Annotated in this window: 13 protein-coding genes and 1 tRNA gene; 10 read left to right on the top strand and 4 right to left on the bottom strand. The window is 38.4% G+C overall.

Features of this window, described 5'->3' with window-relative positions; genetic code table 11:
• Window positions 1-36: 36 nt before the first annotated feature.
• Window positions 37-122 (bottom strand) — tRNA-Leu (locus SFB89_RS06880).
• Window positions 123-203: 81 nt separating this feature from the next.
• Window positions 204-482 (bottom strand): HU family DNA-binding protein, encoded by a 279-nt coding sequence (locus tag SFB89_RS06875; RefSeq protein ID WP_331773948.1) that lies wholly within the window; start codon window positions 480-482, stop codon window positions 204-206.
• A 167-nt stretch (window positions 483-649) separates the two neighbouring features.
• On the opposite strand from SFB89_RS06875, the gene SFB89_RS06870 reads away from it, so the two are divergent.
• The 7 genes from SFB89_RS06870 (at window position 650) to SFB89_RS06840 (ending at window position 10570) form a co-directional block, all read left to right on the top strand.
• The gene (locus SFB89_RS06870) at window positions 650-2644 is read left to right on the top strand and encodes a flagellin N-terminal helical domain-containing protein (RefSeq protein ID WP_331773947.1); all 1995 of its coding nucleotides are present in this window, start codon (window positions 650-652) and stop codon (window positions 2642-2644) included.
• A 92-nt stretch (window positions 2645-2736) separates the two neighbouring features.
• On the top strand, window positions 2737-4836 hold the full coding sequence (locus SFB89_RS06865) for an FtsK/SpoIIIE family DNA translocase (protein ID WP_331773946.1): 2100 nt from the start codon (window positions 2737-2739) through the stop codon (window positions 4834-4836).
• Between the two features lie 73 nt (window positions 4837-4909).
• Entirely contained in the window at window positions 4910-7465 is a 2556-nt protein-coding gene (acnB, locus tag SFB89_RS06860) for a bifunctional aconitate hydratase 2/2-methylisocitrate dehydratase (RefSeq protein ID WP_331773945.1), read from the top strand.
• 106 nt (window positions 7466-7571) lie between these two features.
• The gene (locus SFB89_RS06855; RefSeq protein ID WP_331773944.1) at window positions 7572-8510 is read left to right on the top strand and encodes a methylenetetrahydrofolate reductase; all 939 of its coding nucleotides are present in this window, start codon (window positions 7572-7574) and stop codon (window positions 8508-8510) included.
• The gene (gene hemL / locus SFB89_RS06850) at window positions 8510-9796 is read left to right on the top strand and encodes a glutamate-1-semialdehyde 2,1-aminomutase (protein ID WP_331773943.1); all 1287 of its coding nucleotides are present in this window, start codon (window positions 8510-8512) and stop codon (window positions 9794-9796) included. The genes SFB89_RS06855 and hemL overlap by 1 nt, the downstream gene beginning before the upstream one ends.
• Window positions 9793-10089: an AtpZ/AtpI family protein gene (locus SFB89_RS06845; protein ID WP_331773942.1), complete on the top strand. Its 297-nt coding sequence runs from the start codon at window positions 9793-9795 to the stop codon at window positions 10087-10089. Before hemL ends, SFB89_RS06845 begins: the two co-directional genes overlap by 4 nt.
• A complete protein-coding gene (locus SFB89_RS06840; RefSeq protein WP_331773941.1) occupies window positions 10031-10570 on the top strand; it encodes a hypothetical protein in 540 nt (179 codons plus the stop codon). The genes SFB89_RS06845 and SFB89_RS06840 overlap by 59 nt, the downstream gene beginning before the upstream one ends.
• Here the strand turns inward: SFB89_RS06840 and SFB89_RS06835 are convergent.
• Window positions 10544-11269, bottom strand: coding sequence for a hypothetical protein (locus SFB89_RS06835; RefSeq protein WP_331773940.1), 726 nt, complete (start codon window positions 11267-11269; stop codon window positions 10544-10546). The genes SFB89_RS06840 and SFB89_RS06835 overlap by 27 nt on opposite strands.
• Window positions 11259-13100 (bottom strand): RNA polymerase sigma factor RpoD, encoded by a 1842-nt coding sequence (gene rpoD, locus SFB89_RS06830; RefSeq protein WP_331773939.1) that lies wholly within the window; start codon window positions 13098-13100, stop codon window positions 11259-11261. Before rpoD ends, SFB89_RS06835 begins: the two co-directional genes overlap by 11 nt.
• Window positions 13101-13239: 139 nt before the next feature.
• Between rpoD and SFB89_RS06825 the strand changes: the two genes are divergently transcribed.
• The 3 genes from SFB89_RS06825 to SFB89_RS06815 are packed head-to-tail and all read left to right on the top strand — an operon-like array spanning window position 13240 to window position 15038.
• Complete coding sequence (locus SFB89_RS06825; RefSeq protein ID WP_331773938.1) at window positions 13240-14043, top strand: flagellar hook-basal body protein; 804 nt, start codon at window positions 13240-13242, stop codon at window positions 14041-14043.
• Between the two features lie 31 nt (window positions 14044-14074).
• Window positions 14075-14863: a flagellar basal-body rod protein FlgG gene (gene flgG, locus SFB89_RS06820; protein WP_331773937.1), complete on the top strand. Its 789-nt coding sequence runs from the start codon at window positions 14075-14077 to the stop codon at window positions 14861-14863.
• Window positions 14847-15038, top strand: a complete 192-nt coding sequence (locus SFB89_RS06815; RefSeq protein ID WP_331773936.1) for a hypothetical protein — start codon at window positions 14847-14849, stop codon at window positions 15036-15038. The genes flgG and SFB89_RS06815 overlap by 17 nt, the downstream gene beginning before the upstream one ends.
• Window positions 15039-15041 lie beyond the last annotated feature (3 nt).

Genomic DNA, 15041 nt, shown 5'->3' with positions numbered 1-15041 from the left:
TGCGATTTTAAAATAGTTTTTGAGTCTAAAATAAGATGGTACCTGAGGCCGGACTCGAACCGGCACGAGCAAAGCTCACAAGATTTTGAGTCTAGCGCGTCTACCAGTTTCACCACTCAGGCACCTAAAAGAGAATGGAATATTACAAAAAAAAAGCTTAAAGAGTCTTTATATCACCTCTTTAAGCTTTTATATTTGAATTATTAAGATTTTGCTACTGAATCTTTAAGTTTTTTACCCACTTTGAATTTTACTGCAGTAGTTGCTGCGACATCGACAACTTTGTCAGTTCCAGGAACTCTTGCTTTTCTTGCTGCTCTTTTTGCAGTACTAAAAGTACCAAAACCAATAAAACTCACATTCTTACCTGCAACCAATGCTTCTTCTATCGCTTCTATGGCCGCATCAAGAACTTTTTGAGTGTCTTTTTTTGAAAGCTCCGCTTTTTCTGAAACAGCTTGTACAAATTCTGCTTTTTTCATTCTACAATCCTTTAGAAATAATGTAATTTAGGCATTGTACAATTTTTTTTTAAAAAAAACAACAATTTTTATTAAAAATTAAACAAAATCATAAAAAAACCGATATTTGAGTCACAAGGAACCTTTTTTGCTTATATATGGGCATTGTAGATTATGAGGAGATATTGATGAGGATTACAAATTCACTTTTTTATTTAAATACGGTGGCAAACTATCAAAATAGCATGAAAAACTTATATGATGTCAACAATCAAATCTCTTCAGGGACAAAGATTCAAGACAGTTATCAAGATAGTGGCATTTACTCAGAAACGATGCGATTAGATAGTGAACTCTCTACTTTGCAACAAGTTCAAGATAGCAGTTCAAAAGCGCAAACTTTTGCCAATAATACAGATGCGTCGATGAATCAGATGACAGATGCGCTGACACAGTTTAAAACCAAACTTATCAAAGCAGCCAGTAGCGTGAATTCAACAACTAGCTTGAATGCAATTGCCAATGATTTACAATCGCTACGTGATAGTATGGTCAGTATCGCGAATACCTCGATTAATGGGCAGTTTTTATTTTCAGGCTCAGCACTTAATGTAAAGCCAATTAGCACTGATGGCACATACAATGGTAATGGCAATGATTTAAATGCCGTGATAGGCTCAGAAGTAAAGTTGCCTTATAACATAGATGGACAATCTCTTTTTTTAGGCAAAGATAGTGATTATTCCAAAATAGTCTCTACCAATGTGAAGATGTACAATCAAACGACTGAAGCTAATAGTGCAGAGCAAGTGGCGCTACAATCAAGCGATAGTATCCAAGATATGGTGGGTGGCGATGCCACTACTAATGGAACACCTGTATTTTATCTCTCAGGAAGAAAGCCAGATGGCGAGACTTTTAATACGAAATTTGAAGTCAGTACGACATCAAAAGTCTCAGATCTCTTAGATAAAATTGGCACGGCTTATGGCAACACAACCGATAATGAGATTGTCAATGTTAGTATGAATGATTATGGTCAAATCGAAGTCAAAGATTTACAAAAAGGCAATACCTTGCTTCAAATGAACCTCTTTGGTGCTATCGATAGGAGTGCAGGGGCGGGAAATACAGGGGGAGCCGATCAAAATGATATTGATAATCTCTCATCTCAGCCAAATGTAGAAATCATCTCTTTTTTAAAGAGCAATTTTTCTAGTTCTGATACCGCGTTGAGTGATGCTTCTAACTACTCCATTCGAGGATTTGAAAAAGATGGGGATCAATTGAGTGCTAATGTCTCGCAATTTGTCAAATCTACTGGCGATTATGCCACGGCTTCGACAAAACTCTCAGACGTAGCAGGCTCTGCTTCACTTGATGGAAAACAGTTTCTATTAACAGGTACTAATATCAATGGTACATCTTTTAATGTACAAGTTGATCTCAGCTCAACAGGTTCAACTTTTTCACTCGATGGCGGCACGACCAATTACACACTCTTTGATGCCAATGGTAATGCAACGCCTGCAGATGAAGTGACCTACCAACAACTCAACGATGTCGTGAGTATGGTGACATCAAATACATTGCCGACAAGCAATACCGCGACAGATTATAACACCGCAGTCGCAAGTGCACAACAAAGTGTCAGTGTGACACTTGATAATCAAGGCAAGATGCAAATCAAAGACAATAATAACTCAGCATCCAAAATTGATTTTACGATGTATGATAGTGATGCCAATAACTTTGATGGTACAACCGCTCCAGCTATGACGTTCATGGCCAATGATGCAATTACTGTCGATGAACCGAATGTCAGTATGTTTCAACAACTTGATGCGATGATTGCCGCTGTGAGAGAGGGTAATTTCACTATGGATTCCACGGCATCAGACCCTCGCAATACCGGTATTCAAAATGCAATGTTACAACTTGATCATATCAGTGACCATGTGGACAAAATGCATACTAAAATCGGGACCTATTCCAATGCCTTACAAAGTGCTAATGAGCGGGCGAGTTTCCTCAGTCTCAATGTCACAAAAGTAAAAAGTTCAATAGCTGATGTTGATATTGCGGAGGCTTACATGAACTTTACTCAAATTAGTAATAATTACCAAGCCATGCTCTCTACTGTGGCCAAAATAAATTCTATGTCCTTATTGAATTATATGTAAATCCAGCAATATTTGCTATAATACCTTTCTGATTAATATGTAAAGGATACAATATTTTAAAAGAAACTATCTTCATAGTAACGACTGCATTTTTGGTTTTTTTAGGGCTCTCCACGGTACTTGGTGATACATCAATCGTCGGCTTATATGGTGCTGCATTGGGGGGTGAGAATTATAAATTATTTGGTTATTTGTCTTATGTTTATCCGTTTTTATTTATCGTTTTAGCATATTTTATCTATAAAAATTCTGTCTTTGATACGCGTAGAATAGAGATTTATTTAGCTTCAATCCTTCTATTTTTGGCACTCTTAATGATTCAATCTGTTGTGATTGATGGCAATGGTTATATTGGGTACTCTATCACGCAGTCTATTATCGCATATATTGGTATTGCTGGTGTTTGGATTTGTATCATTGCGATTACTGCTTTGAGCGTGGTGATGTTATTTGATTTGAGATTTGATGAGATACTGTTATCACTAAAAAAAGATCATGATAGTGATAGTGAAGCAGAACAAGATGATGATTCTCAATATTTTGAAGTGCAAGAAGTCCATGAGAACAAAGAAGTCCACGAGAGCCAAGAAGCCAATGAAAAGAAGCAAACAAAAGAAGAAGTGAGCGAAGAGAGACAAACCTCTCATGATGACTTAGCACAAACGGAGAGTGAAACGACACCCGATACATCTACCACTGCGTCACCGTCAATCGTGAAAAAATCCGAAATATTAAATGAAGTAGAAGAGAACAAAAAATTATTAGATGAAATTGAAAAGGGCAGGGTAGATAAGCCTAAAAATTATGAATTGCCTTCGTTGCGGTTTTTAGCCAATCCTCCAAAGAGAAATCACCATATTAATGAAAGTGAAATTGACCAAAAAATCTCAAATTTGCTCGATAAACTCAAACGATTTAAGATTGATGGCGATGTGGTGAGGACCTACTCAGGTCCTGTGGTGACTACATTTGAATTCAAACCCGCTCCGCACATCAAAGTGTCAAAAATTTTAACACTACAAGATGATTTGGCGATGGCATTAAAAGCCAAAACCATCCGTATCCAAGCGCCTATCCCTGGTAAAGATGTTGTCGGTATCGAAGTGCCCAATAAGAGCATCGAGACCATTTATCTCAAAGAAATTTTAGAAAGTGATATCTTCAAAAAATCATCTTCCCCTTTGACGATTGCATTGGGTAAGGATATTGTGGGCAATCCTTTTGTGACCGATCTCAAAAAACTCCCGCATCTATTAATCGCCGGTACGACAGGGAGCGGAAAAAGTGTGGGGATTAATGCCATGCTACTCTCTTTGTTATATAGAAATTCTCCTGATACCCTGAAACTCCTCATGATTGATCCTAAGATGTTGGAATTTTCGATATACAATGACATTCCCCATCTTCTCACTCCCGTCATCACCAAACCAAAACATGCCATAGTCGCACTCTCTAATATGGTCAATGAGATGGAGAGACGTTATAAAATTCTCACCCAATCGCGCACTAAAAACATCGAAAATTATAATGAAAAAGTCAAAAAGCATGGTGGGGCACCACTGCCTTATATTGTGGTAATTATTGATGAATTGGCAGATTTGATGATGACCAGTGGTAAAGAGGTTGAATTTTATATTTCACGACTGGCACAAATGGCACGTGCTAGTGGCATTCATCTACTGGTTGCGACACAACGCCCTTCGGTGGATGTTGTTACCGGATTAATCAAAGCCAATCTTCCCTCACGTATTAGTTTCAAAGTGGGACAAAAGATTGATAGTAAAGTGATTTTAGATGCGAGTGGTGCGGACTCTTTACTCGGGCGTGGGGATATGCTTTTTACGCCACCATCGACTTCAGGACTCATACGACTCCACGCCCCTTATGCCAGTGAAGAAGAGATTGAAAGAGTTGTAGAATATCTGAAAAAACAGCGTAAAGTCGAATATGATGATAATTTTCTCAAAGAAGAAGAGAGCAATTTTAGTGGTAGTAGTATTGCCAATGAAGATATTGATGAACTTTTTGAAGATGCGAAAAATATTGTCATCAATGAAAAAAAATGTTCTATCAGTTATATTCAAAGAAGATTGCAAATCGGCTATAATCGTGCGGCGAGAATTGTCGAGCAATTAGAAGCGACTGGGATATTATCATCAGTTAACTCCAAAGGACAGAGAGAAATTTTATAATCTTTTATAATTTTTAAATAACTTTGTGCTACAATCCGTATACTTATATTAAGAATACAAGGAGAAATAAGATATGGACAATTTGGATGTATACAATCAACATGTTCTTGAGAGATCGAACCTAGGCGTTCCTCCACTTCCTTTGGATGCTACGCAAACAGCGATGATTGTGGAAATGCTCAAAAAAGGAACCGGCGATCAAGAAATCCTTTTAGAATTATTGCAAGAGCGAGTAAGCCCTGGTGTCGATGAAGCGGCCTATGTCAAAGCGGCATTCTTAAATGCGATTATCAAGAAAGAAACAACATGTAATGTTATTTCTCCTAAGAAAGCGGTCGAAATCCTAGGCACGATGATGGGAGGCTATAACGTACAGCCTTTGGTTGATGCGCTTGAAGATAGTGATGTCCAAATTGCACAAGCTGCATGTGATGCACTCAAGCATACGATTCTTGTCTACAGTTCTTTTAATGATGTCGAAAAATTATCTAAAACCAATAAATTTGCAAAAGAAGTATTAGAATCTTGGGCAAATGCAGAATGGTTCAATGAAAAACCTGCTATCGCTGAAAAGATAACGGTTGCAGTCTTAAAAGTGCCAGGTGAAACCAACACCGATGATCTCTCTCCTGCTAGTGAAGCATTTACTAGAAGTGATATTCCTCTTCATGCACAATGCATGCTACTCAAAAGATTGCCAGGATCTTTAGAAAAAATTAAAGAATTTCAAGCAAAAGGTTATGAAGTTGCTTATGTCGGTGATGTTGTGGGAACGGGAAGTAGTAGAAAATCGGGTATTAATTCAGTGCAATGGTGGATGGGACGCGATATTCCTCATGTTCCAAACAAAAGAACCGGCGGGTTAGTGATTGGTAAAACCATTGCACCTATCTTTTTTAACACAGCAGAAGATAGTGGCGCTTTACCAATAGAAGCAGATGTTGAAGCGCTAGAAACTGGAGATTTGATTGATGTTTATCCATTGGAAGGGGTGATTAAAAAAGATGGTAAAGTGGTCTCTACTTTTAAGCTCACTCCAAATACTTTAGCAGATGAATATCGCGCTGGTGGTCGTATTCCTTTGATTATTGGACGGGGATTGACATCTAAAGCGAGAGCCTCATTGGGATTGCCTCCTGAAGAGATTTTTGCAAAACCAGAACAACCAAAAGACAATGGCAAAGGCTATACCCAAGCGCAAAAAATAGTAGGTTTAGCGTGTGGAATGAAAGGTGTAAGACCGGGTATGTATGTCGAGCCAATGACTTCTACTGTGGGAAGTCAAGATACTACCGGACCAATGACGCGAGATGAGATTAAAGAACTCGCAGCTTTGGGCTTCAATGCAGATTTAGTATTGCAGACATTTTGTCATACTGCTGCGTATCCTAAACCATCAGATGTCAAGATGCAACATACGCTACCAGATTTCATGCGAACACGTGGCGGTGTGAGCCTTAAAGCCGGAGATGGTGTTATTCATTCATGGCTCAATCGTATGGTACTTCCTGATACAGTCGGAACCGGTGGCGATTCCCATACGAGATTTCCTATCGGGATTTCATTTCCTGCCGGAAGTGGTTTGGTCGCGTTTGCGGCGGTGACTGGAAGTATGCCTCTGAATATGCCAGAATCTGTACTAGTGCGTTTTAGTGGTACGCTCCAACCGGGCATTACCTTGCGTGACCTTGTCAATGCAATCCCTTATTTTGCTATCAAGCAAGGATTACTCACCGTACCTAAAAAAGGCAAGAAAAATATCTTTGCCGGTAAAGTATTAGAAATCGAAGGCTTACCTGATCTTAAAGCCGAACAAGCCTTTGAACTCAGTGATGCAAGTGCTGAGAGAAGTGCCGCTGCTTGTTGTGTTGCACTCAATGAAGAACCGGTGATTGAATATCTAAAATCCAATATTACCTTACTTGATTCAATGATCAAAGCAGGATATGGTGATGCGGATACATTGCAACGACGTATCGGTAAAATGAAAGAGTGGATTGCAAATCCTAGTTTGATAAAAGCCGATTCAGATGCTGAGTACGCGGCTGTTATCGAAATCAATATGGATAAAGTCACCGAACCAATTTTGGCATGTCCTAATGATCCTGATGATGTTGCTACTTTAAGTGAAATTTTGGCAGATCCTAGCAGACCACATCATATCGATGAAGTGTTTGTCGGAAGTTGTATGACCAATATTGGGCATTATCGAGCATTGGGGGAAGTGCTAAGAGGTGAAGGTCAAGTACCGACGAAACTTTGGGTTGCACCGCCAACAAAAATGGACAAAGCGGAATTGACTGCTGAGGGGTATTACTCAATTTTTGGAGCAGCGGGTGCCAGAATCGAAATACCAGGCTGTTCTCTTTGTATGGGAAATCAAGCGCGTGTTAAAGATGGTGCAGTCGTTTTCTCAACCAGTACAAGAAACTTTGACAACCGAATGGGAATGGATGCTAAAGTCTATTTAGGAAGTGCAGAACTTGCCGCATTATGTGCCCTTTTGGGTCGGTTGCCAAGTGTGGAAGAGTATATGAAGCTCGTACCTAAAAAACTCGAAGGTAAAGCGGATCAAGTATATAAATATTTGAACTTTAATCTTATAGAAGATTACGAACTCGTCGATTAATCACAAATGCCAACCATGATATCGTGGTTGGCATCCTTATCACATTAATCAGTTATTAACCAACATACTTGTAGAATATCATCCAAATTAGACTTCAGGAATTTTTATGCTAAAAGATAAAATTCGCTCACGCAAACATGGTATTCTTCTCTATGGTATTACACCACCCAAAATGAAACATACAACAGAAGAGATTCACACCATTGCTGCGACACATATTCAGCGTATTAATGCGCTAGATATTGATGCTTTAGTCTTGTATGATATACAAGATGAATCAGATAGAACTTCGCAAATTAGGCCATTTCCTTTTGTAGAAACGCTTGATTCTTCTTATTATAAGGAACATTTTCTTCAAGACATCAGGGTGCCAGTTATCGTTTATAAAGCGGTGGGCAAATACAAAAAAGATGCATTTTCACATTGGTTGGAATCTACAAAAAATCAAGATTTCTACTCTGTTTTTGTCGGCGCGGCATCACAAAAAAGCAAGACAAATTTAAGTATGCGAGACGCTTATGCGCTCAAAAAAGAGATCAATCCAGATCTTATTTTAGGAGGAATCGTGATTCCTGAGCGTCACATGAGCAAAGGCGATGAACATTTGCGGGTGTTTTCTAAGATTGATAGGGGATGTGAGTTTTTTATCTCGCAAGCGGTTTATAATCTCGCAGCAGCAAAGCAATTTTTAGATGATTATCTGGAGTATGCGACCCTCCATCACAAACCTTTAGTGCCAATTATCTTTACATTGACACCTTGTGGTTCAACCAAGACACTAGAATTTATGAAGTGGTTGGGTGTCAATATTCCCGTAGTCTTAGAAGAAAAATTAAAAAATTCCGATGATATACTCGAAGAATCGGTACGATTGTCTCGTGAGAATTTTGAGGCACTTTATCGATATGGTAAAGAAAAAGGGATTCCAATAGGTTGTAATGTAGAGAGCGTAGCGATTCGAAAAGTTGAAATTGAAGCCTCTTTACAATTGTTGGATGAAGTCAAAGAAAGCATTAATATAATCAATAAAGAAGGAAATAAATAATGAACACAAAACAAAGTCATGAAGCATTCAAAAAAGCACAAGAAGTAATCCCCGGAGGTGTAGATTCACCGGTACGCGCGTTTAAAAGTGTTGGGGGCGTGCCTCCTTTTATTGAGCGAGGTGAAGAGGCTTATCTCTTTGATATTGACGGCAACCGTTATGTGGATTACGTACAAAGTTGGGGGCCACTCATCTTTGGACATTGTGATGCTACAATCGAAAAAGCAGTGATTGATTCGGTTAAAAAAGGTTTGAGTTTTGGAGCTCCCACACAAGTAGAAACCGTATTGGCAAAAAAAATCAGTGACCTTTTTGATGGTATTGATAAAATACGATTTGTGAGTAGCGGTACTGAAGCGGTTATGAGTGCAATCAGATTGGCTCGAGGCTATACACACCGAGATGATATTATCAAATTTGAAGGCTGTTATCACGGACATAGTGATTCTCTCTTAGTCCAAGCTGGCAGTGGCGCCGTGACATTTGGGACTCCGAGTTCTCCTGGTGTTCCTGCTGATATTACAAAACACACACTCTTGGCTAAATATAATGATATTGAAAGTGTCAAACAATGTTTTGAAAATTCTAAAGGCGTGGCTTGTGTGATTATTGAGCCTGTGGCTGGTAATATGGGATTGGTCCCCGCAGATGTTGATTTCTTGGAAGGATTACGGGCTCTGTGTGATGAATATGGCGCTTTATTAATTTTTGATGAAGTGATGAGTGGATTTAGGGCATCACTCAAAGGTGCGACCGGTTTAGTTGGGGTGAAACCTGATATCATGACGTATGGTAAAGTAATCGGTGGGGGAATGCCTGTGGGTGCTTTTGGCTCAAGAGAAGAAATCATGAATGAACTCAGTCCAGATGGTCCGATTTATCAAGCCGGAACGCTTAGTGGAAATCCTGTGGCTATGAATGCGGGACTTGCATCCGTAAGTAAAATTTTAGAACATCCTGAAATTTACGCAGAATTTGGTCGATTAGCAAAGAAATTAACCGATGGATTAAAAGAAGCAGCAAAGGGTGAGGGTATTGACTTGCAAGTGAATGTTCGCGGCAGTATGTTTGGGTTTTTCTTTAATGCTCATGAAGTGAAAAATTTCGCAGATGCATTACAATCTGATACCCAAATGTTTGCAAAATTTCATCAAGGAATGTTAGAGCGTGGTTTTTATTTTGCATGTTCTCAATTTGAAACGGGATTTATTTGTACCAAAATCAATGACTCTATTGTTGAGCAAACACTTGATGCGGCTAAAGCAGTCTTTAAAGAGATTAAATGAGTGAGAAGAAAAAACCAAAGTTTGCTCCTATCATAGAAGGTGCAGAGCAATTATCGCTTGGCATCTCTATGGTGGTTGCCGTCTTAATCGGCGTAGGATTAGGGCTTTTGATGAAAAACTATTTCCATCAAACATGGCTTTTATGGTTGGGTGTATTTTGGGGAATTAGCGCAGCTATCCTTAATGTTTATAAAGCGTATAAAAAACAGATGAAATCTTTGGATGAACTCAAAGATGACGTACGATACAAACAAACAAAAAGCGATGATGACGAAGATGATGACGATTCGTAAGCTTTCTTTTCTTTATGTCATTGTCGATGTTATTTTGATTGCCGTATCTCTCTTTGCAGGTGGCTGGTGGCTGATTAACACCCAATTGGCATTTATCGGTTCGATGCTGATTACCTTTGCATCATTCTTTTCTTATAAAATCATGATTGAGAAGAAAATTGACGCCAAAGATTACGGCGAAGATAACGATGCGTATGATAAACTTGAAGACCCTTATAATCTTTTTGAAGAAGATGAACAGAAGATGCCAATTCAAGAGGCTCAAGACGCTAAAAAACCGACGAAACTAAGAACTATGATCTCTGGCTTAGTGAGTGGAATCAGCGGCGCTTTGAGCCTTTATAGGGCATTGGCTTATGGGGTACTCTTTATCATGATACTGTTTTTGATACGTCATGATATTTTTGCAGCCGTTCCTTTTTTTATAGGATTGAGTGTGGTGCCTGTGGTAAGTTTACTGTCCGGTTTCTCCCGACACTAAAGCAGAGCTTAAAATTGTCGTATTATCTTTAAATTGTACGAATGAGTTTGCTTGTTGTGAAATCTCTTCTATATTTGATGCAAGTTTTTTATCGCGTCGTTCTCCGGTGATATATATTGAAAAAATTGGATATTTTTTATTGTCAAATTTGATGTATTCCCCGGTGTTGAGCATCAATTTTGACGTAATGGTATCAGATTCTAAGTAAGAAGAATAGATTTTGTTTAATAATCTCGTAAAATCCTCAATCTTCAGACGAATTTCCGGAAATGTAGGATCAAAAACTTTGGTATGCTTGATGTGACTGCGACTGGCACTTGATGCACTAATGCAAAGGTCAAGTAGTGAATAGAGATTGACAATTTCGCCATATTCGTCGATTGATGAGAGTTTCTTGGCTGCTTTTTTGTAAAGTTTGATGCCGATTTCACTCTCATCCAAATATCCTACGGTGATAGCATAAAACGTATAAGGACCAAAATTGAGGTCTAAGATGGTGGTTTTAAATCCATAAGACATGCTGGCGTAGGTTTTTGCAAGTTCAAAAATCTTCTTAGGTGAGACTTCACCTAAGAGATATTGGGCTTCTTGGTTCAAGGACTTAACCTTTTCATCCGTGTCAAAAGTTATAAAAGGATTGTAATCATACTCAATCCATGCTTCGTTAAAAGTCATTTCCAATTCCGTATTAGCTTTCAATGTAATTCTTTAGCTTTCTACCGACTTTTGGATGTTTGAGTTTTTTGATGGCGGAACTCTCTATCTGTCTGACACGTTCTCTCGTGACGCTTAACTCTTTACCGATTTCTTCAAGCGTACGATCACTTTCGTCAAACATAAGTCCAAATCGCATCCTAATGACAGCTTTTTCTCTATCATTGAGTTGTTCTAACACATCGTCGATTTGATCTTTTAAATCGTGTTTTAAAATGTTTTCCATCGGAGAGATACTGCTTTTATCTTCAACAAAATCTCCAAACTTACCATCTTCTTCATTGCCAATAGGTGCTTCGAGTGAGATAGGCTCTTTGGTGATTTTAATCACATTTTTGACCTTGTCAACGCTGAGACCGACTTCTGCTGCGATTTTATCAACATCCGGTTCTTTACCATTTTCTTGTAAGTGTTTTCGTATGATTTTATTGATACGATTAATAGTCTCAATCATATGAATTGGAATTCTAATGGTTCTAGCTTGATCTGCAATGGCACGGCTAATCGCTTGACGAATCCACCATGTGGCATAGGTCGAAAATTTGTAGCCTTTTTTGTACTCAAATTTATCAACCGCTTTCATCAAGCCAATGTTACCTTCTTGAATTAAATCAAGAAATGGCAAACCACGGTTTGTGTAGCGTTTGGCAATAGAGACAACCAATCTGAGGTTTGATTTTGCCATTCTTGTTTTTGCTCCATCGGCAATTTTTTTACCTCTTTTGATTTGTTCTAAAATCTCTTTGAGTCTGTCTTCTTCTAAATCAAATCCTTGTTTACTCGCTTCTTTGGTTTGAAACAATTTTTTGATTTTCATATAGGTAGAGACCATCGTCGCTTCAGGCACTTCTGCGGTCACTTCTTCTTTACTCATTTTGACGATTTTACTGAGAATTTTTTCATGATTTTTTCTCAGAGATTCATTGAAAAGTGGTAGCATGTATTCGAGTCTTTTTAACTCTTTTTCAAATTCGGTATCACTTTTTAGTGCCGTTTCCATCGAACGTACCAACTCGTTAATCAACTTACTCGTTGGTCCCAATTCCATTAATTTTTCTTTTAAGACTTTTTTCTTGTACGCGAGGGTGAGATCATAAGCCATTTGTGCTTCTTCATCGGCATCATCTTCGAGTGGTTTTAGCAGTGTTTTCATCCAATCTTTTTTGGCTTTTTCCAAAGCTTTGAAGCTTTCTAACACTTTACCGGTTCGACTGTCGTCTTTTTTTGTTGGCTTTTTGTTGTTGTGATCATCGTCGCCATTATCATCACCATCATCGTCATCATCACTATCATCTTCAAAACTTTTAAAGAGTTCTTTTACTCTTCTTTCGCGATTGATTAATGCTTCTCTATAATCAAGGATGAAATCGATGAGATAGGGTACTGAACAAAATGCATCGATGATGATATCCTCACCAAATTCGATTTTCTTGCTAATATCAATCTCTTCTTCTTTAGTTAACAGAGAGATTTGTCCCATTTCACGTAAATACATACGTACCGGGCTATCACTTCGAGACCACTCTAAGAGTTCTTTTTCGCTGGCAAGATCAAATTCATCTTCAAGTGCTTCATCTTGTAGTTTTTGTCGCTCTTCTTCTCGTCGTTTGGCTTCTTCTCTATTTCGGAGTTTTGCAATTTCGGCAGAGGTAATGAGTGCTACTTGATATTTTTTAACTAAGGCTAAAATCTTCTTAGCACTTGAGGCAGTTGGCTGCTTTGGAAAGACATTCATGACTTGTTCATAAACAACATAACCCTTCTCGTTCTCTTTAAATATTTCTTCTATACGATCGTATATTTCTTTTGTAGACATGAGCTGAAGCTCCTTTGAGATATTGGAGTTTAAAGATAGGATTATACCCAAAATTATTTAAAAGTAAATTAATATCAGAAAAAATCGAAGTTGGAACATTTGTTGCTTTATATCTGTAAATTAACACAATGGATATGCTATGCAAAGTGGATATTATGACGCAACCGGCGGGATGGTGACGCAGTTTAACAGATTAGATGTGATATCAAATAATCTGGCTAATTTAAATACGACGGCATTTAAGAAGGATAAAGTGATTATTGGAGATTTCAAGAGAATTTTTCAAGAAACACAAGATAACATGCCCATCGCAGATAACACCAAAGAAGCCGCCAAATTTCTAAATTCAAGTATTGATACAGTCCCTCAGATTTCTGAGCAATACACTAAGTTTTCACAAGGTGCTATGAAAAGAACCGGCAATAGTTTGGATTTTGCTCTGAAAGATTCTAAACTTTTCTTTATGGTAAAGACACCCAATGGAACACGATTAACCCAAAATGGTTCTTTTGTGATTAATAGCAATGGGAATCTCACAACCAAAGAGGGGTATCCGGTATTACCCTCAAATTATTTTCAAGATTCACAATTGATTAGTATTCCCCAAAATGCACAAATTACAGCAGACCAAAGTGGCATACTTTATGCGAATGGAAATCCAATCGGACAACTTTATATTGCCGATACAGAAGATATAAAAGGGTTGCAAAAAGAGGGCAATAATCTCTATAAATTCCCTGATATCAATGCCATCAAACAATCAGAAAATACCGATGCCATTGCCCAAGGGTTTTTAGAAAGTAGCAATGTGAACCCGGTCACGGAAATGGTGCATCTTATAGAGGCCAATCGTATGGTGGAGATGTATCAAAAAGTTATGAATTCACATATGAATGATTTAAATACCGATGCCATCAACAAGTTAGCATCCGTATCAGCGTAAATGACAGAATATAAATCAACAAGGAAATAAGATGTTACGATCACTTTATACAGCAGCCACAGGGATGATTGCGCAGCAGACACAAATCGATACCACGTCAAATAATATTGCCAATGTCAACACCATCGGATATAAAAAACAACGTGCTGAATTTGCCGATTTGATGTATCAAACGATGGAGTATGCCGGTACATCTACGAGCGCTACGACAACATCGCCTACGGGCATTGAAGTAGGACTGGGTGTGCGACCTACCGCTGTATCGAAGCTCTTTACTCAAGGTAATTTTAAAGAGACTGGTAATTCACTGGATATGGCTATCACCGGTCAAGGATTTTTTCAAGTCGAACTTCCAGATGGGACCACCGCGTATACGAGAAATGGTTCTTTCAAACTCGATGCTGATGGTAATATGGTCAATAGCGATGGTTATCAATTGCTTCCTCAGATTACTATTCCGCAAGATGCAACGCAGATATCAATAGGAACCGATGGTACGGTTTCAGTTCTGCAAGCAGGACAAACACAAATGTCTGAAGTGGGTCAAATTGAACTGGCTAATTTTGTCAATCCTGCTGGATTACACTCTTTGGGAAATAACGATTATATCAATACCACAGCCTCAGGAGATGCTATTACAAGTACCCCAGGGCTCAATGGTTTGGGTGAAATTAGACAGCAATTTGTCGAGATGAGTAATGTGCAACTTGTCGAAGAGATGACCGACCTCATTACCGGACAACGTGCCTATGAGGCCAATTCTAAAGCGATTACGACCAGTGACGAGATGTTGCAAACGGTCAATGGACTCAAACGGTAATGCCATGCTTTTATTGTTGCCTTTTTTAATCATTATTTTGACCATTGTCGCGATTAATAGCATCTATTATAGCGATACAAAACCAAAAGATTTGCGTGCGCCAAAGCAGATAGAAAAATCTGTCAATACATCAATCAAAACCAATCACTATATCGATAAATATATAAAAGAATAGAGC

It is taken from the genome of Sulfurospirillum sp. 1612, from assembly GCF_036556685.1.
In the GTDB taxonomy this organism is placed as follows: Bacteria; Campylobacterota; Campylobacteria; order Campylobacterales; family Sulfurospirillaceae; genus JAADIZ01.
The sequence above is the reverse complement of the archived record's forward strand: the minus strand, read 5'-3'. Positions and strand labels throughout refer to the sequence as shown.

Bases quoted from the DNA above. Each gene is read 5' to 3' on its own strand.
- SFB89_RS06875 (WP_331773948.1), bottom strand. From the start codon at position 482: ATGAAAAAAGCAGAATTTGTACAAGCTGTTTCAGAAAAAGCGGAGCTT.
- acnB (WP_331773945.1), top strand. From the start codon at position 4,910: ATGGACAATTTGGATGTATACAATCAACATGTTCTTGAGAGATCGAAC.
- SFB89_RS06870 (WP_331773947.1), top strand. From the start codon at position 650: ATGAGGATTACAAATTCACTTTTTTATTTAAATACGGTGGCAAACTAT.
- hemL (WP_331773943.1), top strand. From the start codon at position 8,510: ATGAACACAAAACAAAGTCATGAAGCATTCAAAAAAGCACAAGAAGTA.
- flgG (WP_331773937.1), top strand. From the start codon at position 14,075: ATGTTACGATCACTTTATACAGCAGCCACAGGGATGATTGCGCAGCAG.
- SFB89_RS06825 (WP_331773938.1), top strand. From the start codon at position 13,240: ATGCAAAGTGGATATTATGACGCAACCGGCGGGATGGTGACGCAGTTT.
- SFB89_RS06845 (WP_331773942.1), top strand. From the start codon at position 9,793: ATGAGTGAGAAGAAAAAACCAAAGTTTGCTCCTATCATAGAAGGTGCA.
- SFB89_RS06815 (WP_331773936.1), top strand. From the start codon at position 14,847: ATGGACTCAAACGGTAATGCCATGCTTTTATTGTTGCCTTTTTTAATC.
- rpoD (WP_331773939.1), bottom strand. From the start codon at position 13,100: ATGTCTACAAAAGAAATATACGATCGTATAGAAGAAATATTTAAAGAG.
- SFB89_RS06855 (WP_331773944.1), top strand. From the start codon at position 7,572: ATGCTAAAAGATAAAATTCGCTCACGCAAACATGGTATTCTTCTCTAT.
- SFB89_RS06840 (WP_331773941.1), top strand. From the start codon at position 10,031: ATGACGTACGATACAAACAAACAAAAAGCGATGATGACGAAGATGATG.